The organism is Mesorhizobium sp. WSM4814 (assembly GCF_055811595.1).
Map to the genome: position 1 here is coordinate 1 of NZ_JBVVQT010000037.1, position 17,046 is coordinate 17,046.

The window sequence follows — 17,046 nt, forward strand, 5'->3', positions numbered from 1 at the left end:
GTCGCCGGCCTGCTGGTCACCACCGAAGCCATGATCGCGGAGGCTCCGAAGAAGGAGTCGGCTGGCGGCGGCATGCCTGCCGGCATGCCCGGCGGCGGCATGGGTGGCATGGGCGGTATGGGCGGTATGGGCGGTATGGATTTCTAAGGTCCACGCACCTCAACAATCTCGATGGGCGGCAGCGATGCCGCCCTTTTCTCTGACGCGGAGCCAAGCCGGATGCCACATCCACAAGGCTACATACGGATACGGCGGCACGTTCACGGCGGACACCAATGACTGACTTCATTCTGTTCGCCATTGTCGGCTTCCTCGCCCAGGCGGTTGACGGCGCGTTAGGCATGGCCTATGGCGCGATCTCCTCCACCGTGCTGCTCTCCTTCGGTGTTCCGCCGGCGCAGGCTTCCGCCGCGGTACACGCGGCGGAAGTGTTCACCACTGCCGCTTCCGGCACGGCGCACCACTACCACCGCAATATCGACTGGAAGCTGTTCTGGCGGCTTGCTCCTTTCGGCATTCTCGGCGGCTGCCTCGGCGCCTTCGTGCTGACCTCGTTCGACGGCGACATGGTGAAGCCCTACGTCACGACCTATCTCGCTGTGATCGGGCTCTGGCTGTTCCTCCGGTCGTTCCGCAAGATCCCCAGCAATCCGGTTCCTACCCGTCTTGTGGCGCCGCTGGGCACTGTCGGCGGCTTCCTCGACGCTGCAGGTGGCGGCGGATGGGGCCCGATGGTCGTGACCGGATTGCTCGGCGCCGGCGCGCCCCCCCGCTACGTGATCGGCACTGTCAATGCGGCCGAGTTCCTGATCACGCTAGCGGTGTCCGTCACCTTCATCGTCGCGCTCGTCAGTGGGCACTGGCAGGAAGCGGGGGCGCTGTCGACACATGCAAGCTCGGTGCTGGGGCTGATCGTGGGCGGCATAGTCGCCGCTCCGCTTGCCGGATGGGTGCTCAAGGCGATTGCCGAGCGGACGCTTTTGCGGCTCGTCGGCTGCCTGATCATGCTGCTCGCTTTGTTCCAGACCGCCCAACAAATGGGATTCGTCTGACCTGAGCAAGCGGACTACCCTTCTAAGCCTTCGCTTTGCTTCCGGACATCATGATCGGCGTAACCGAAGTGAATCGCGGACTGGAGGCGACTTGCCACCCTGGAAAACCTAACCTGCGCCACGAACAGCGTATGGCACGCCAGTGATCAACGTCCTTCCCATTTCCGCCTCGCCCGGCCAATCGGTGAGGAGACAGCACTGATCTGGGTCAGCCAGACACGACAAACCCGCGCCGCCGGTCTATCCGCTCCGTTGCACTTGGAACACGTACATCGCCAGCGCTCGTGCGGCCGTGGGAGGTACTTCGTGGCATCGGCCGCTTGCATGGCGGAATGGGCGACGCAGGCCCTCGGGTGACGGAATCAGCGTTCCGGCCTCTCGTCCCGGTCAATGAGGATACGCTCGGCGGCTCCGTCGAGATCCTCGTATTGACCACGCCTCAAGGCCCACAGGAAGCCAGACAGTCCAAGCCCGCCCAACAACAGAGCCACCGGTATGAGATAGACCAGGATTGTCATGAGGATTGCGTCAAAGTGCCGGTGTGGGAGCGGCTATCAGGCGGAGCAGTTCTCCTTGGCACGTCTGGCACAAAACCTTGCAGCCTCGACGCATTGCCAATGACAAGCAGTGATGAGGCCGACATCGCGATTGCCGCAATCAATGGTGTTACCTGCCCCAAAATGGCGATCGGGACGGCAATGGCGTTGTAGATAATCGCGATGGCGATGTTTTGCCGGATCAGTTGTCCGGCCTTTCGCGAGACGTCGAGGGCAAGGGATACTGCCGAAAGGCTTTCGCGCAGAAACACGAAATCCGCTGCTTTGCGGCCAACATCGGCCGCCGTGGCTGGAGCGATCGAGACGTGTGCCGCGCCCAGCGCAGGGGTGTCGTTAAGGCCGTCGCCAACCATCAGCACCTTGTGGCCGTCCTTCGACAGCGTTTCGATATGCTCGACCTTGCCCGAAGGAAGCAGCGCCGGAACAAAGTGATGGATGCCCAACATCGCCGCGACCTCGCCGCAGGCAGCTGCGGTATCGCCAGACAGCATTTCCACGGAGATGCAGGCGTTGTTCAATTGCTCGATGGCCTCTCTGGCGTCTGCACGCAGCGCGTCCTCGAAGACAAAGGACGCGACAATGATCCCATCTTTGGTCAGAACCGTTCCGCCGTATCCGCGTTCGCCGGCGGTTCGGGCCTTCCACCCGGCCCAGCCGCGCCGGCCAAGTCGCCAGGTGCTGCCAGCGGCGGTGGCTTCGATCCCGAAACCAGGGTGCTCGCTGACGGACTCGAGCTTCGGCTGACCGGCAAAGCCCGCAGAGCCGGCTATGGCCCTTGAGAACGGATGGCGGGAATGCACGGCCATGTCGCCTGCGATGGCCAGCATGGCCGGATCGATGGACGACGCATTGACGAGCCGGGGCTGTCCGAGCGTAAGCGTTCCTGTCTTGTCGAACACCGCCGTGTCGATCGCCGCCAGACGCTCCATAGCCGAGCCATCCTTGACCATGACGCCGCTTTCGAACAGACGCCGCGCAGCGACCACCTGCACGATCGGCACGGCGAGACCGAGCGCACACGGGCAGGTGATGATGAGAACGGCGATGGCGATCGTTACAGCCTGGTGCCAATCGCCGGTCGCCGCCATCCAGCCAAGGAACGTCACCAAGGCTGTCAGATGGACCACTGGAGCATAGAGCGCTGAAACGCGGTCGGCGATCCTGCGATAATGCGCGCGACCGCCCTCTGCGGCTTCCATCAGCCGGACCATCTCGGCCAGGAAGGAGTCTTTTGCGGCGGCTGTCGCCTCGACCGTCAGTGGGCCGGTGAGATTGAGAATGCCGGCCTGGACGGCTTCTCCTGGCGCCACCGTTCTGGGACTGCTCTCACCGGATACCAGCGAACAGTCGAGATCCGAAGAGCCTCGAATGATCTTGCCGTCGACCGGGACTCTTTCGCCGGCCGCGATCAGCAACTGCATGCCTGGTTCGATCTCGCCAACCGGTCGGTAGTCGCACGTGCCAGCGTCGCGCAATACCATGGCGCCGCGCGCCGCCAGCCGTGACAGGCCGTTCACCGCGGTCCGGGCACGCTCGCGCATCACGTGATCAAGCGTGCGGCCGATCAGCAGGAAGAACAGTAGCGATACCGATGCATCGAAGTAAGCGTAGTCGCCATGGTTGATGGTTTCGTAAAGGCTCATCGCGTAGGCGAGCGAGACACCAACCGCAATCGGCACATCCATGTTCATGCGGCCGTGACGCAATGCGTTCCATGCCGAGCGGAAGTAGATGCCACCAGCGAAGGCGAGCGCGGGGATGGCAATCAGTGCCGAGACCCAATGGAACAGGTCGCGGGTCGCACCTTCAGCGCCGGACCAGACCGACATCGAAAGCAGCATGATGTTGCCCGCTGCAAAGCCGGCAACCCCGACGGCCCGGATCAGCTCCGATAGCGTCTTGTCCTTCTCCCCTGTCTCGGGTTCGAACAAATGCGCTTCGTATCCCAGCCGTCCAAGCGCGGCGACAAACGGTGGAACCTCATTTCCCCGCCACCGGATCGCAACCCGTTTCGTGGACAGGTTGACACGTACACCCTCGACGCGATCGAGTTTTCCAAGCGCCCTCTCGATGGTCTGGATGCAGGCTGCGCAATGCACCGTCGGGACCGAGACATCGGTTTGGTGGAGATCGCCGCCAAGCGAGCGGCTCGCCAGCCTGACCTCCTGGCTTGATGGCAGGACGGATATGCTGCTTTCCAGATCCAGCGCCGTTTCGGCGCCCGGTGCACAACAGCTCATTTTAACGCTCCATGGGAAATCATAATTCGACTGACGTCGCGATAGGGTTCTGCGAGACCAGCATCGGCGTCGACTTGGACGATCCAGACGCCGTCCCTTGGCGTATGCTGGGCGGCAAATTCCTGGCCCGCGGCGAGCGCAAGCGTGACGGCTTTGTCCTCGGCCTCGTAAGCGGGATGACGGAACAGGAGCCTCACGCCGTGCAACTGGACCGCTTTGCCGGCGGCATCGCTGAGGCCGTAGCGGACCTCGCCCCGTGCGATGGTCAGTTTGCCGGTCCAGCCGAGTGCGGCCTGCGCGCGCCCTTCCTCGGCCATCCGGTTGAACTGCTGGCTCGCGACATAGGTGTTTTCGACGACGAGGCCGGTCCAGCTTGTGCTGGCGAGTGTTACCATGGTCAGGTTCACACCAACGATCACGCCGAAAAAGCTAAGGATGATACGCAACATATGCCTGCCGGTGAATTCGGGAGGCCTTCGTGCATTGACGCTCATCTAACGATCTCCGGTGCGTTGAACGTGGCCGTGTATTCGTCCGACTCGAAGCTCGCCTTGTCCTCGACCCGGAACTTGAACGTCTGCGCTTGGGCATTGATCTGTTCCGCCGGCTGGCGGACGAAAACCTTCAGCATTTTCAGCCGGTCCGGTTCGACAGGAACGGAGAGGGAGCGATCCGCAGGCATGTCGATCCCGACGACGCTCATCTCGGCATCGGCCAGGCCCTGCATGGTGACGACAATCGTTCTTGGCTCTGGGATCATGTTGAGCAGCTTGACGGTGTAACCATTGCGGATCGAACCATCGGACAGCGTGACGAACTGCGGATTGCGGTCGTGCAGAACGTTGACCTCGAGCCGATCGCGCGTCAGCAGCGAGTAGAGTAAGGCGAGACCGACCACCGACCACGCACTCATGTAGACGAAGGTGCGCGGTCGAAAGATCTTGCGGACATGGAAATGGGCTAACCTGTCGGAGAAAGCGCTGCCGTCTGTCCGCACCAGCGACGGATTCACCGAGCAAGCGCCGCCTGCGGTCGCCGCCGCCATGTTGGCGTTGTAATCGGACAGCGTCGCATAGGAGATCAGCCCGCGCTCCTTGCCGAGCTTGTCCATGACGCTATCGCAGGCATCGATGCACAGCGCGCAAGTGATGCATTCGAGCTGCTGGCCATCGCGAATGTCGATCCCCATCGGGCAGACGGCGACACAGGCATTGCAATCGACGCAGTCTCCGACCGGCTGCCCCGCGGCCTGGACCTTTTTGGCGTGCCGCGAGCGAGGTTCGCCGCGCCAGTCATTGTAGGTCACGGTGAGCGAATTTTCATCGAGCATGGCCGCCTGAATGCGCGGCCACGGGCACATATAGGTGCAGACCTGCTCGCGCATCAGCCCGCCGAATGTGTAGGTGGTTGCCGTCAGCACGCCGATGGTGATGTAGGCGACCGGCGCCGCGGTGCCAACGAAGACCTCGCCAATCAGCATTGGCGCATCGGCGAAATAGAAGATCCAGGCGCCGCCGGTCGCTGACGCTATGGCCAGCCAGATCGCGTGTTTCGATCCACGCAGCACAAGCTTGCGCGCGGTCCACGGTCCGGCGTCAAGTTTCATGCGGGCATTGCGATCTCCCTCGATCGCGCGCTCCACAACCAGAAACAGATCGACCCATACGGTCTGCGGACAGGTATAGCCGCACCAGGCTCTGCCGACTGTGGATGTGATTAGGAAAAGGCCGATGCCGGCCATCATGAGAAGGCCGGCCACATAGAAGAATTCCTGCGGCCAAATCTCGATGAAGAAAGAATAGAAGCGGCGGTTGGCAAGATCGATCAGCACGGCCTGATCGGGAGCAAACGGACCTCGATCCCAGCGCAGCCAGGGCGTCAGGTAGTAGATCGCCAGCGTGATCGCCATCACCAGCCATTTGAAGCGACGGAAATTACCCGAGATTCGCTTCGGGAAAACCTTCTTGCGTGGGGCATAAAGCGGCTCACGGGTGTTGGGGGAGTAGATCGCTTCTGCTTCGGGCGGTTCTGTCTGCGTTTTATCACGCACTTAGCATCTCCAGTCCCGCTGCCGATGTCAGGGCCGCCCATCGAACAGCCTCGCCGTGGGCGGTCCGCCCCGTGTTGATGCAGGTCGCAGCCGGAATGGTGTCGAGGCCCGGCTCGCGCCGGGCCTCGTCGCTTGGCAGGGGGAGGCCGAGAATAGGCTTCCGTTCCTATTCTCCGCCGCCAAGCGAATGGACATAGACCGCAAGTTCCTTGACCTTGACCTCGCCGAGACGCCCACCCCAGGCCGGCATGACGCCTTGCTTTGGCGCACGAACCTGCGCGGCAATAGCCGTCTCGCCCGCCCCGTAGAGCCAGATCGCGTCGGTCAGGTCGGGTGCGCCAAGCTCCGTGTTTCCCTTTGCATTATCACCATGACAGGCGGCACAATTCTCGGCGAAAACATTGCCGCCGGGTATGACCATTGCTTGATCGCCAACAGCGCCGGAGAGACTCGAGACATAAGCGCTGACCTGTGTAATCTGCTCGGGCGTAATGATGTCACCAAAGGGCGGCATTTCCGACAGGCGCGTGTCGGGGTCTGAGGCAACGCGGATGCCGTGCGTGATTGTCTGCTGGATCTGCTCGGCCTTGCCGCCCCACAGCCAATCGTCATCATTCAGGTTGGGAAAGCCCTTCGAACCCTGGGCGCCGGAGCCATGGCACTGAACGCAATTGACCTTGAAGGCGGCGCCACCGGCCGCGATAGCGAATCCGCGCAAAACATCGTCGGCGGCAATCTCGGAGACAGTCTTCGCCTGAAGGGCGGCAACATACTTGCCCTTGGCGACCTCGGCCGCTGCCAGCTCATTCTTGACATCGTTGCGGCTCGAATAGACGAGCACGCCTCGGGTGGCGGAGCTTAGCATAGGCCATGCGGGATAAGCGATGGTGTAGCCGATCGCCCAGACTATGGTGACGTAGAAGGTGATCACCCACCAGCGCGGGAGCGGATTGTTGAGCTCCTTGATCCCGTCCCATTCATGGCCGGTGGTCGAGACGTCGGAGACTTCGTCAATGTGCTCACCGCTCATGATTAGTCGACCTTGAGAGGGATTTGAGCAGCTTCGTCGGCTCGCGTCCTGCTGCCGGGACGGAGCGCAAAGGTGATGCATCCGACGAATAACAGCGCCATAGCGAGCAGGCCCCAAGTGTCAGCAAACTCCCGCATGAAGTTGTAGGTCATCACCGTTCTCCTCATCGGTAACCGGCGGCTTCGTCGTAGTTTTTGAAATCGACCAGAGTGCCAAGCATCTGAAGGTAAGCGACTAGCGCGTCCATCTCGCTGACCTGTTGCGGATTGCCATCGAAGTCACCGAGCTTGGCCTTTGGATACCGCGCTTCAAGACCGGATGTGTCGATGTTGGGATCTGCCTGCGCCATGAGATCGGCATTCGCGCTCGCGATCATGTCGTCGGAGTAGGGCACGCCCACACGGCTGTTCGCGATCAGGTGCGTCGAGAAGTCCTTCACCTCAATCCGTATTTCCTTCAGGAACGCGTAGCTCGGCATTATCGATTCCGGCACCACCGAGCGCGGATCCACAAGGTGCTGAACGTGCCATCCATTCGAATAACGGTCGCCCACTCGCGCGAGATCCGGTCCTGTGCGTTTCGATCCCCACTGGAACGGGTGGTCGTACATCGACTCGGCCGCTAGGCTGTAGTGCCCATAGCGCTCGACCTCATCGCGAAACGGCCTGATCATCTGGCTGTGGCAGAGGTAGCAGCCCTCGCGCACATAGATGTTGCGACCGGCGAGTTCGAGCGGCGAATAGGGCCGCATGCCTTCGACCTTCTCGATCGTATTGTCGAGATAGAAGAGCGGCGCGATCTCGACGATGCCGCCGATCGTCACCACCAGAAGGGAGCCGACGAGAAGCAGCGTGGCGTTCTTCTCGATAAGCGCGTGTTTGTTCATCAAGCCCATTTTTCAGGCTCCAGATCGCGCAGGTCGGACAGCGGCGATCGGACGCGGCATCGAATCCTCATCTCGTTGGTAGCCGAGGATTGTCATGGCGACATTCCATGCCATGATCAGGGCGCCGGACAGGTACATCGCGCCGCCGATGGCACGCATGATGTAGTACGGATGCATGGCGGCGACAGTTTCGGCGAAGGAGAAGACCAGAAAGCCCTGGTCGTCGTATTCGCGCCACATCAGGCCCTGCATGACGCCGGAGACCCACATCACCGCGGCGTAGACGACGATCCCCAGCGTTGCCAACCAGAAGTGCCAGTTCACTAGTCGCAGCGAATAGAGCCGCTCGCGGTTCCACAACTTCGGCACCATGAAATAGACCGCGCCGAACGAGATCATGCCGACCCAACCGAGTGCGCCGGAATGCACGTGCCCGATGGTCCAGTCGGTGTAGTGCGAGAGCGAATTGACCGCCTTGATCGACATCATCGGGCCTTCGAAGGTGGACATGCCATAGAAGGCTATGGCCATGACCATCATGCGGATGATCGGGTCCGTCCGCAGCTTGTCCCAGGCGCCGGACAGCGTCATCAGGCCGTTGATCATGCCGCCCCAGGAGGGCATCCAAAGCATGATCGAGAACGCCATGCCGAGCGTCTGCGCCCAGTCGGGCAAGGCGGTATAGTGGAGGTGGTGCGGGCCGGCCCAGATGTAGAGAAAGATCAGCGCCCAGAAGTGGATGATCGACAGCCGGTAGGAATAGACTGGCCGGTTTGCCTGCTTGGGCACGAAATAGTACATCATGCCAAGGAAGCCGGCGGTGAGAAAGAAGCCCACGGCATTGTGGCCGTACCACCACTGCGTCAAGGCGTCCTGGACGCCGGAGAAGGCTGAATAGCTTTTTGAGCCCACGAACGAGACTGGCAGCGACAGGTTGTTGATCACATGCAGCATCGCGATGGTCACGATGAAGGACAGGTAGAACCAGTTGGCGACATAGATGTGCGGTTCCCTGCGCTTCAGGATGGTGCCGAGGAACAGGACGAGGTAGGCGACCCAGACGATGGTCAGCCAAAGATCCACATACCATTCGGGCTCGGCGTATTCGCGGCTTTCGGTGATGCCGAGCAGATAGCCCGTCGCAGCCATGACGATGAACAGCTGATAGCCCCAGAACACGAACCAGGCGAGATTGCCGCCGAACAGCCGGGCGCGGCAGGTGCGCTGTACGACATAAAGGGACGTGCAAAGCAGCGCATTGCCGCCGAAGGCAAAAACCACGCCGGATGTATGCAACGGCCGCAAGCGGCCAAAGTTGAACCAGGGCTCGACGCTGAGATCGGGATAGGCAAGCTGCAGCGCGATGACCACACCAACCAGCATGCCTACGACGCCCCAAAACACCGTCGCGAGGGCCCCGTAACGGATTGGACTGTCCATAAAAGCGCCGGGGTCTATCGGAACTGCAGGCTTGAACTCCGTATTGCGCAACAGGATCGCGGTGAAACCAGCTACGGCGAAGAACAACACCCACATATGCTGGCGGAAAGGTTCATCTACGCCGAACCCGGCAGCCACCAGGGCCGCAAAAGCAAACAGGCTTAGAAGCACGATCTCTGTGCCGAATTTCATCGCAAATCCCGATCTCGAACCCGGCGGACGCCAAATCCGCTGTGCATCAATTGCGCAGCCGCCGCCTGCTCGCCCTGATCCATGTCAGGGGGCCGCACGATTTTTCGGCAGCTAGGTTGACCTTCACGGCGGCCGGTGCGCTACGCCAACCGCCTGCCCGACCAGATCGAGCTGACGATCGTCGCAACCAAGAAGGACAAGCCAACCCACTGGGCGCCAGGAAGATTAGGGAGCTCCTGATTAGGAGGCTCGCCGGCGATGTCCGCATACCCTCGAAGAGCACGGCGCATGCCTGCTCGATCATCACGGCCTGTAAAGCGCGCCCGTCAGCGGCAGCGCTTCGGCACGCAACTACCACCAACGCGTTATGGTGCACGGACTTCTAAGGGGAGTTCCGGCGGGCGATGGTCGAATTGTGACGGTCACCGACCAGGCCTCGCGCTACCTGCTCGCCTGCGAAGCGCTCGAATCGAAGAAGGAAGGACCGGTCATCGAGGCCGCCATCCGCCTGTTCAGGGAACGCGGCCTGCCTTCCGCCATCAGGAGCGACAACGGCCTGTACCTTCTCTTCGCCGAACGGCCTCTATAACCTGTCCAGGCTGTCGGTCTTCTGGCTCAGGCTCGGCATCGCCATCGAGCGCAGCCGGCTCATGCTGTCCACCATCACATGGCGTGTGTTCTCGATCCGAATCACGCCGTCAGCCCGCAATTGCGTCAGCTGCCGGCTCACAGTCTCGTTCGTAATTCCAAGAAAATCAGAGATCTCGGCGCGCGTCAGCGGCAGATCGAAGGACGCTGACCTGGCTACCGGGTCAACACCGGAATCCATATTCCGAGCGATCATGAGGAGAAAACTCGCCACCTTTTCCGATGCGGTCTTGCGCCCCAACGTCACCAGCCACTCGCGTGCTTCATCGAGTTCATTCAGCGTCTGCTTGAGCAGGCGATGCTCGAATTCCGGCGACCCCTTCATCATCCGTTCGACGGCTGCCCTTGGAAACGAGCACAGCGTGACAGCTGTCACCGCTTCCGCATTGATCGAGCTTTCCACCTTAAAAGGACGTCCCAGAAAATGCGGTGCAAACTGGAGACCGACGATCTGCTGGCGACCATCGGAAAGGCTCTTTGTCAGCTTAACCACGCCTGAAAGCAGGTTCGAATAGCTGTCGACCGCCTGTGCGTCGCCGATCAGTTCCACTCCTGACTCGATCTGGCGCCGCGAGCAAGTCTTGGCGAGCCCAACCAAAATGTCTGGACGAAGCGAACCGCAGACGCCGCGATGCCGTGCTTCGCAATGGGCGCAAAGAACGGGGATACCGGAAGTGTAAATGTCTCGCCGTACTGACATGCGCTCGCTCAACCCGATCCCAAGTGCCGGCAGGATACCAATCTAAGGTAGAAAAATCCTTGCGGCAGTTTGTCCGAGTTGCTGATTGACCGAAATCAGGGCTTTGGCTTGCCAATAAGCCCAGAGTTCCAGCGATGCAAACATGGTGGACCACGACATGCAGTCCGAATTAGCTGCCCGGGTTGGCGAGAACGTCCCGCGTTATACCAGTTATCCGACTGCACCGCATTTCCACACGGGCGTCAATCCTGCGGTTTATCGTGGCTGGCTGGAGGCGCTCAAAAGTGGCGGCGAGATCTCGCTCTATCTGCACATCCCCTATTGCGACAGACTCTGCTGGTTCTGTGCGTGTCATACCAAACAGACGCGCCACTATGAGCCGGTGACGGCCTATCTGCGCTCGCTACACGCGGAGATCGCGACGGTTGCGGGACTCGTCAGCGGCAAGGGCCATGTCCGCGCAGTCCACTTCGGCGGCGGTTCGCCCACCATGCTGAAGCCCCGGGACATGGTGGCGCTTGGCGCGTTCTTGCGGGACAGCTTCGATTTTGTCCCGGACACAAAAATCAGCGTCGAGATCGATCCAAACGACATGGATGAGGCGCGCCTTGACGCGCTGGCCGAAATCGGCATGACCAGGGCGAGTCTCGGCGTCCAGGATTTCGAGCCAAAAGTGCAAAAGGCAATCAACCGCGAGCAAAGCTTTTTGCAAACGAAAGCTGTCGTCGACGGAGTTCGCTCCCGCGGCGTCGGTTCCGTCAATCTGGACCTGCTTTACGGATTGCCTCACCAGAGCAGGGAGAGCGTCTGTTCCACCGTAGCGCAGGCGCTGACCCTGGAACCGGACAGGATGGCGCTGTTCGGCTACGCGCATGTGCCCTGGTTCAAGAAGCATCAGACGATAATCAAAGAGGCGTGGCTGCCTGGCCCCACGGAGCGCTTGGCGCAATCGCAACTCGCCGCGCGAGCGATTGTGGACAAGGGGTATGAAGCAATAGGGCTCGATCATTTCGCCAAGCCAGGCGATGCCTTGGCGATAGCGGCCCGCGCAGGGGCTTTGCATCGCAATTTTCAGGGCTACACGGAGGATCGCTGCGAGACACTGATCGGGCTTGGCCCTTCGTCCATCGGCCGTTTTCGCCAGGGCTACGTGCAGAACAATATTTCAACCGCCGAGTACGGAAGTATAGTCGCGCATGGCGGGCTGGCGGTTGTTCGCGGTATCGCGCTTTCCGACGACGACCGCGTTCGCGGCTGGATCATCGAGAGGCTAATGTGTGATTTCGCCTTCTCGGCAGTCGATCTGGTGGAACGCTTCGGCAAAGCCGGCCAGAAGCTCCTTCTTGAGTCGAGTACCATGGCTCTCCACGATCCCGTTCGATTGCTTGAATTGGATGGCGACCGTTTCGTCGTGCCGGCTGAAAGTCGCCCATTCGTCCGAAGCATCGCGGCCAGGTTCGACAAATATTTCCAAAGCGGAAGGGCCAGGCACTCAGTTGCAGTTTGAGCCAAAGAGTGCGGTCGCGGTAACGTGCTCCCCTGTTTGCTTCCATTTGTGAGTGAGCCTGTTCACGTGTGATCCTTGACGGATCGGGTTACATATTCAAGCGGAGTTAGCCCATCGAGGGCTCGTGTGCGGGCGGTTCACTCATTGCCGCGGTTACTCGGAATCTGAGCCTGCCAGACGCCGCGACTTCTCCGGCATGCTGGACGTCGGCAAACCTTCTTTTCTGGCCTTGGCAAACGCTCGGTCGCCTTCCAGAAACCCCGCCAGCATGAAAGGGATGAGTTCCGCCACCGTTTCAGACTCGCCATAGGTCTGACGATAAAGGGCAGCATACTCCTTGAGTGCTTGGCCCAACTCCGCGCTGACGGTGATGGTAATCTTCGAAGGTGTTCGGTCTGGAAGCTTTCCAAGTTTCAAGTTGGCCATATTCACTCCCGCTCAACTCGCGTATGGCCGTAGCACCAGATCCTTGTGCACGATGACGCGCAGTGGCCAACCTGGGCGGATGGTGATGGTGGGCTGAACATCGAGGTTCTTCTCGGTGATGCGCTGGCCGGCTCGACTGACGTTCTGCTGAGTGGATTCCCGGATCGCTTTGACCAGATCGCTTTCGTTTTCTCCAAAACTTAACTCGGTGCCGACGCCCAGCAATGTGGCCAGCGCGACTCCCTTGATCAGCTGCCAGGTGTGGAAATCGATCTTGTCCTCGAGCCCGGCATAGCCGGCAGTGTCTGTCGCCGGCAGGTTGTCGATTTCGATCGAAGAACCGTCTGGCAGTATTATTCGCTGCCAAACCAGAAGCGCCCGTTTTTGCCCAAAAGCGACGACGCTGTCATAGGTCCCGATCAGCCGCGAGCCTTGCGGGATAAGCAGGATGCTGCCGGTGACCGTGTCGTGCACGTTCTCGGTGACCTGCGCGACGACAAACCCGGGCAAGTCGGAATTTATGCCGGTGATGAGACTTGCGGCGATCACGCTGCCGGCCATGAGCTGATTTTGCGAAGCTGGCGTCTGCAATGCATGCGGGTTGTAGATCCCGCTGGTGTTGCGCTGGCTGACAAAATCGAGCTTGCGTTGTTGATTGTTCTGATCGCCCTCAGCCGGCGCAACGGAATCTGACGGCCGAGCGGCATCAGATTGCGGAGGCGCCCCGAACGGCTGCTGGGCGCTTTTCGCATTACCGCCGATGCCCGCCTCCTTGTGTCGATTTTCAATGCGGAAGAAGACTTGTGATTCGCGCGCCTCAATCGCTTGCTGGGCAACGCGCTGCTCCTCGGCGGAGTTGTCCTGCCCTGGCGCGATGCCGAGCTGGCGCCGCCGCTCAAGGATGGGGCGACCGAGGTCGCCCGGCAGTGGTGGTCCAAGCACAGGAGGGTTCGGCTTCACTCCGGAATAGTCCTTGGGAAGTGTTTCAAGTCCTTCAGGGGTTGGCTTGCGGTCAGTGTTGTAGAGATCTTCCGCCTGTTCTTTGAAGCGAAGCGCCGGTCCCTGCAGCGCCATCATCGTGACGCCCAGGATGGCACCGGACCCGACGGCAGCGATGGCGATGATCACGCCGCGCCTGAACCGCACGGCGCGGCGGGGCGAGGCCCGTAACTGCAGCTGCTCGGGATCGAGTTTTGGCGGAGCATTGGATGGGGAAGTGTCGGTCATAAGGCCCCTCTCCTCACCTGCTGGAGCGCGCAAAGAGAGATACGCGACGCGGCGGTTGCCGGCCGTCCGTCCTTGTGATGCGCACCACTTGCTGCTGCTTGTTGCCGAGGCGTAGTTCGGCCGCGGCGAAGAGCCGATCGACAATGTAGTAGTTGCCGCGCATGCGGTAGTTGACGAGCTGGTTGCCCCCGTCAGAGCCGACGATGAAGAGTGGCGGGGCCTCTCCCTGATCTATGCGGCGCGGGAACTCGATATAGACCTTGCTGCCGTCATCGAAGGCTCGCGTCGGTCTCCAGGGCGGTGTGTCGCCCCCAATCGAGTAGCGAAAGCGAATGTTTTCGAGCGCCACGTTCGACGCCACCGGCATGGTAGCCTCGGCCTGAGCGTTGCGCTGGCGGAGCGCTACGATCTGGTCCTCGCTGTACGTCCAGGAGATCGCCGCCATAGCGGTCTTGTCGGTGCTTTGAAGCTGCAAGTGGTAGGTGCGACGTTCCGTGGTGATCACCAGATTGGTGCTAAGCCCCGGCGCGAAGGGTTTTACCAGCACATGGGTGCGCTGGTCGTCACCGGTGCCGCTGACGGTATCGCCGATGACCCAGCGCACCGTGTCGCCGGCCGACACGGCTGTCAGTTTCTCGCCCGGCTGTAGGGCGATATCGGTGACGCGCTCCGGGGCGGCATAGAGCTGATAAAGCGCGCCATCGGTGAAGGGATAGACCTGCACCGCATTGACGTAGCCGTACCGGGTGGGTTGCTGCGTCGCCGCCTTGTTGGCGTCGGCGACGCGTTCTTCAGGAGAGCGCTTGTCGTCGGCGATTTTGCCCGGTTCTGGCTGCAACTGGCCGGGGAGCGGCAACGGCTTTGGCACCTCGACTATCTTGACCGGTGTCTCTGGCGCCTTCTCGATTGCCGCTGCTTTGAAGTCGGCGGCATCATACGAAATCTCAGGCGGCACCGGCTTCGATGCGCAGGCCGAGAGAACTGCTGCCGATGCGGATAGGATCAGCGCGGCACGGAACGATTGGGCTCTATTTGTCATCGGCGGGCTCCTTCGGGGAAACGGTTGTCGGTGCGGCACTGTCGAGCTCGCGCGACCAGTCGATGGCGTTGATGAATACACCGAGCGGATTGTTGCGCAGCTGATCCGTATTGCTTGGCGGGCGGATCACGAAGGTGAGGATCGCGGTCCAGCGCGTGGTGCTGGCAAGGCTGCCGCGCTCAAAGACCTGCTCAGTCCATTTGACCTGGAACGAGCTGTCGGAAGCCCTGACCACACTGGTCACCTGGACGGACACACTGCGCGTTCCGATCTGACCGAAGGGATCGTTCGCCTTGGCGTACTCATTGAGGAAGAGTGCCGCACGGTCGGTGGCAAAGTCGTAAGCCGCCAGCCAGTTCTGCCGCACCAGCACCGGATCAGTGGAGACGGAACGGACATTCTGGATGAAGCGGCCGAGGTGCCAGGCTATCTCGGCGTCGGAGGGCTCGTAGTCTTGGATCGCCGGCGCGACGGCGCGTGCTTCGCCGAAGCGGTCGACCTCGACGACGTAAGGCACAACACGGCTCTGCATCGACTGCCATACGAGTCCGCCAGAGAGCCCGGTCGCCAAGGCCAGACAGCCGAGGGCCATGAGCCGCCAGTTCCTAGCCTGTACTCGAGATGAGCCGATGCGCTCGTCCCATAGCTGGGCGGCCTTTTGATACGGCGTGACCGGTTCGGGTGTCTTGCCGTAACGTTGAACGGGTCGCTTGAACAGCATCTAGTCGTCCTTGTCGTTGAGAGAGGGATTGGCGCTGCCTCCCGGGCTGTCGCCTTCACGAACAGCCTGCATGGCAGCGTGGCGGTGGGCACGGGCGGTCTGTTCGGAACGCAAGCGCCTTGCCCACGTCGGAGCGGTATTATGGTCTGCAGCGGTTGGGTTTCCAGTCATGGACGTGGTGGGCGCACCACCGGTCGCGATCCATGCCGCTTCCCGGCCGGCATCGGCGCTGCGCCCGAACGTTCCCGCGGCAGCTCTTGCTGCTCGCATCGCGGCGCCGCCGGCGGCACTGGTCACGCCCCGCAATCCAGCAGCCACACCGGACAGGCCGGTGTGGGACGAGGTTGCTCGCCCGATCTGCCAGGCCGTTAAAGCAGCCGATCCCATCGTTGTGCCGGCCCGAATTGCGGCGAGACTGCCGCCGGTTGCCATGCGCGCGCCAGCAAATGCCGTGCCTCCGGCAACGAGCGATGCACCAGCTGCCGCCGCAGTCGTGCCAAGGGCGGCGCCCGCGCCAAGCTGCGGCGCGCCGGACACTAGACCCGACGCGATGCCGGGCCCAAAGACGCCGAGCCCAAGCAGCGCCAGCGCGCCCAGCACCTGTGACATGGCGGCGGCCAGGTCCGGCTCCTTGCCTTGCAGCGCGGAAGCAAACTCGCCGAAGAGTGTGGAGCCGATGCCGACGATGACGGCAAGTACCATCACCTTGATGCCTGAAGAGATGACATTGCCGAGCACGCGCTCGGCCAGAAACGCCGATCGATTCCAGAGTGCGAAGGGAACCAGAACAAAGCCGGCAAGCGTGGTGAGCTTGAACTCAAGGATTGTGATGAACAGCTGAATGGAAAGGATGAAGAAGGCGATGATGACCAGGAACCAGGCCATGAGCAGCACGAAGATGGTGAGCGCGTTGCCGAAGATTTCTGGAAAGCCGAGCAGCTGACTTGCTTGATCAAGCAGCGGCCAAGCGCCTTCGAAGCCGGTCGCGGCGATGCGGCCCGGGCGCAGGAGATTGTCTGGGGAGAGATTTCCGGAGGACGCGTTGATGCCGAGCCCGGCGAAGGAGCGATAGATGATGTCGGCGAGGTTCTTAAAATTATTCAAGATGAAGGCGAAGACGCCGACATAGAGCACCTTGCGGGTAAGCCGGCCGAGAATGTTGGGCTCGTCGCCGAGCGCCCAGGCCAGCCCGGCCAGCGTGATGTCGATGCCGATCAGGATGGTGGTGAGGAAGGCGACGTCGCCCGAAAGCAGACCGAACCCGCTGTCAATATAGCGGATGAAAGTCTCCATGAAGCGATCGATGACGCCAAGGTCGTTCATGCCGCCGC

General features: G+C 61.3%; 16 protein-coding genes and 1 pseudogene. 3 read left to right on the forward strand and 14 right to left on the reverse strand.

Annotation, left to right across the window (positions count from 1 at the left end):
• The first annotated feature begins 275 nt into the window (after window positions 1–275).
• Complete coding sequence (locus tag AC0L2V_RS30500; RefSeq protein WP_473521999.1) at window positions 276–1,052, forward strand: sulfite exporter TauE/SafE family protein; 777 nt, start codon at window positions 276–278, stop codon at window positions 1,050–1,052.
• A gap of 362 nt (window positions 1,053–1,414) precedes the next feature.
• Here AC0L2V_RS30500 and ccoS read toward each other — a convergent pair whose 3' ends face one another.
• The 8 genes from ccoS to ccoN all read right to left on the reverse strand — a co-directional run bounded on the left by ccoS (window position 1,415) and on the right by ccoN (window position 9,447).
• Entirely contained in the window at window positions 1,415–1,570 is a 156-nt protein-coding gene (ccoS, locus tag AC0L2V_RS30505) for a cbb3-type cytochrome oxidase assembly protein CcoS (protein WP_473522000.1), read from the reverse strand.
• Window positions 1,567–3,849: a cation-translocating P-type ATPase gene (locus AC0L2V_RS30510; protein WP_473522001.1), complete on the reverse strand. Its 2,283-nt coding sequence runs from the start codon at window positions 3,847–3,849 to the stop codon at window positions 1,567–1,569. The genes ccoS and AC0L2V_RS30510 overlap by 4 nt, the downstream gene beginning before the upstream one ends.
• Window positions 3,846–4,343 carry a FixH family protein gene (locus AC0L2V_RS30515; protein ID WP_473522002.1) on the reverse strand — a complete coding sequence of 166 codons (498 nt, stop codon included), beginning with the start codon at window positions 4,341–4,343 and terminating at the stop codon, window positions 3,846–3,848. Before AC0L2V_RS30515 ends, AC0L2V_RS30510 begins: the two co-directional genes overlap by 4 nt.
• Complete coding sequence (gene ccoG / locus AC0L2V_RS30520) at window positions 4,340–5,899, reverse strand: cytochrome c oxidase accessory protein CcoG (RefSeq protein ID WP_473522003.1); 1,560 nt, start codon at window positions 5,897–5,899, stop codon at window positions 4,340–4,342. Before ccoG ends, AC0L2V_RS30515 begins: the two co-directional genes overlap by 4 nt.
• A 166-nt stretch (window positions 5,900–6,065) precedes the next feature.
• Window positions 6,066–6,929: a cytochrome-c oxidase, cbb3-type subunit III gene (gene ccoP, locus AC0L2V_RS30525; protein ID WP_473522004.1), complete on the reverse strand. Its 864-nt coding sequence runs from the start codon at window positions 6,927–6,929 to the stop codon at window positions 6,066–6,068.
• 2 nt (window positions 6,930–6,931) lie between these two features.
• Window positions 6,932–7,081, reverse strand: a complete 150-nt coding sequence (locus AC0L2V_RS30530; protein WP_473522005.1) for a cbb3-type cytochrome c oxidase subunit 3 — start codon at window positions 7,079–7,081, stop codon at window positions 6,932–6,934.
• Between the two features lie 11 nt (window positions 7,082–7,092).
• Entirely contained in the window at window positions 7,093–7,824 is a 732-nt protein-coding gene (ccoO, locus tag AC0L2V_RS30535; RefSeq protein ID WP_473522006.1) for a cytochrome-c oxidase, cbb3-type subunit II, read from the reverse strand.
• A gap of 3 nt (window positions 7,825–7,827) precedes the next feature.
• Window positions 7,828–9,447 carry a cytochrome-c oxidase, cbb3-type subunit I gene (gene ccoN / locus AC0L2V_RS30540; protein WP_473522007.1) on the reverse strand — a complete coding sequence of 540 codons (1,620 nt, stop codon included), beginning with the start codon at window positions 9,445–9,447 and terminating at the stop codon, window positions 7,828–7,830.
• A gap of 123 nt (window positions 9,448–9,570) precedes the next feature.
• Here ccoN and AC0L2V_RS30545 point away from each other — a divergent pair.
• Window positions 9,571–10,094: pseudogene (locus tag AC0L2V_RS30545) on the forward strand (IS481 family transposase); the annotation flags it as partial.
• On the opposite strand, the gene AC0L2V_RS30550 reads toward AC0L2V_RS30545, so the two are convergent.
• Entirely contained in the window at window positions 10,031–10,795 is a 765-nt protein-coding gene (locus AC0L2V_RS30550) for a Crp/Fnr family transcriptional regulator (RefSeq protein WP_473522024.1), read from the reverse strand. The pseudogene AC0L2V_RS30545 and the gene AC0L2V_RS30550 overlap by 64 nt on opposite strands.
• A 157-nt stretch (window positions 10,796–10,952) precedes the next feature.
• Between AC0L2V_RS30550 and hemN the strand changes: the two genes are divergently transcribed.
• Window positions 10,953–12,302 carry an oxygen-independent coproporphyrinogen III oxidase gene (gene hemN / locus AC0L2V_RS30555; protein ID WP_473522025.1) on the forward strand — a complete coding sequence of 450 codons (1,350 nt, stop codon included), beginning with the start codon at window positions 10,953–10,955 and terminating at the stop codon, window positions 12,300–12,302.
• 153 nt (window positions 12,303–12,455) lie between these two features.
• Here hemN and AC0L2V_RS30560 read toward each other — a convergent pair whose 3' ends face one another.
• From AC0L2V_RS30560 to trbL, 5 genes are read right to left on the reverse strand one after another with little or no spacing between them, the layout of a single operon-like run.
• Complete coding sequence (locus tag AC0L2V_RS30560; RefSeq protein ID WP_077376452.1) at window positions 12,456–12,728, reverse strand: DUF2274 domain-containing protein; 273 nt, start codon at window positions 12,726–12,728, stop codon at window positions 12,456–12,458.
• A 12-nt stretch (window positions 12,729–12,740) separates the two neighbouring features.
• Window positions 12,741–13,955, reverse strand: coding sequence for a TraB/TrbI/VirB10 family type IV secretion system protein (locus AC0L2V_RS30565; protein ID WP_473522008.1), 1,215 nt, complete (start codon window positions 13,953–13,955; stop codon window positions 12,741–12,743).
• Between the two features lie 13 nt (window positions 13,956–13,968).
• Window positions 13,969–14,994, reverse strand: coding sequence for a P-type conjugative transfer protein TrbG (trbG, locus tag AC0L2V_RS30570; protein WP_473522009.1), 1,026 nt, complete (start codon window positions 14,992–14,994; stop codon window positions 13,969–13,971).
• On the reverse strand, window positions 14,984–15,715 hold the full coding sequence (trbF, locus tag AC0L2V_RS30575; protein WP_473522010.1) for a conjugal transfer protein TrbF: 732 nt from the start codon (window positions 15,713–15,715) through the stop codon (window positions 14,984–14,986). Before trbF ends, trbG begins: the two co-directional genes overlap by 11 nt.
• The gene (gene trbL / locus AC0L2V_RS30580) at window positions 15,716–17,038 is read right to left on the reverse strand and encodes a P-type conjugative transfer protein TrbL (protein ID WP_473522011.1); all 1,323 of its coding nucleotides are present in this window, start codon (window positions 17,036–17,038) and stop codon (window positions 15,716–15,718) included.
• Window positions 17,039–17,046 lie beyond the last annotated feature (8 nt).

Coding starts and splice junctions, on each gene's coding strand:
- ccoS (WP_473522000.1), bottom strand. CDS start 1,570: ATGACAATCCTGGTCTATCTCATACCGGTGGCTCTGTTGTTGGGCGGG.
- hemN (WP_473522025.1), top strand. CDS start 10,953: ATGCAGTCCGAATTAGCTGCCCGGGTTGGCGAGAACGTCCCGCGTTAT.
- AC0L2V_RS30500 (WP_473521999.1), top strand. CDS start 276: ATGACTGACTTCATTCTGTTCGCCATTGTCGGCTTCCTCGCCCAGGCG.
- AC0L2V_RS30530 (WP_473522005.1), bottom strand. CDS start 7,081: ATGACCTACAACTTCATGCGGGAGTTTGCTGACACTTGGGGCCTGCTC.
- ccoN (WP_473522007.1), bottom strand. CDS start 9,447: ATGAAATTCGGCACAGAGATCGTGCTTCTAAGCCTGTTTGCTTTTGCG.
- AC0L2V_RS30560 (WP_077376452.1), bottom strand. CDS start 12,728: ATGGCCAACTTGAAACTTGGAAAGCTTCCAGACCGAACACCTTCGAAG.
- trbL (WP_473522011.1), bottom strand. CDS start 17,038: ATGAACGACCTTGGCGTCATCGATCGCTTCATGGAGACTTTCATCCGC.
- AC0L2V_RS30515 (WP_473522002.1), bottom strand. CDS start 4,343: ATGAGCGTCAATGCACGAAGGCCTCCCGAATTCACCGGCAGGCATATG.
- ccoO (WP_473522006.1), bottom strand. CDS start 7,824: ATGGGCTTGATGAACAAACACGCGCTTATCGAGAAGAACGCCACGCTG.
- ccoP (WP_473522004.1), bottom strand. CDS start 6,929: ATGAGCGGTGAGCACATTGACGAAGTCTCCGACGTCTCGACCACCGGC.
- AC0L2V_RS30550 (WP_473522024.1), bottom strand. CDS start 10,795: ATGTCAGTACGGCGAGACATTTACACTTCCGGTATCCCCGTTCTTTGC.
- trbG (WP_473522009.1), bottom strand. CDS start 14,994: ATGACAAATAGAGCCCAATCGTTCCGTGCCGCGCTGATCCTATCCGCA.
- trbF (WP_473522010.1), bottom strand. CDS start 15,715: ATGCTGTTCAAGCGACCCGTTCAACGTTACGGCAAGACACCCGAACCG.
- AC0L2V_RS30510 (WP_473522001.1), bottom strand. CDS start 3,849: ATGAGCTGTTGTGCACCGGGCGCCGAAACGGCGCTGGATCTGGAAAGC.
- AC0L2V_RS30565 (WP_473522008.1), bottom strand. CDS start 13,955: ATGACCGACACTTCCCCATCCAATGCTCCGCCAAAACTCGATCCCGAG.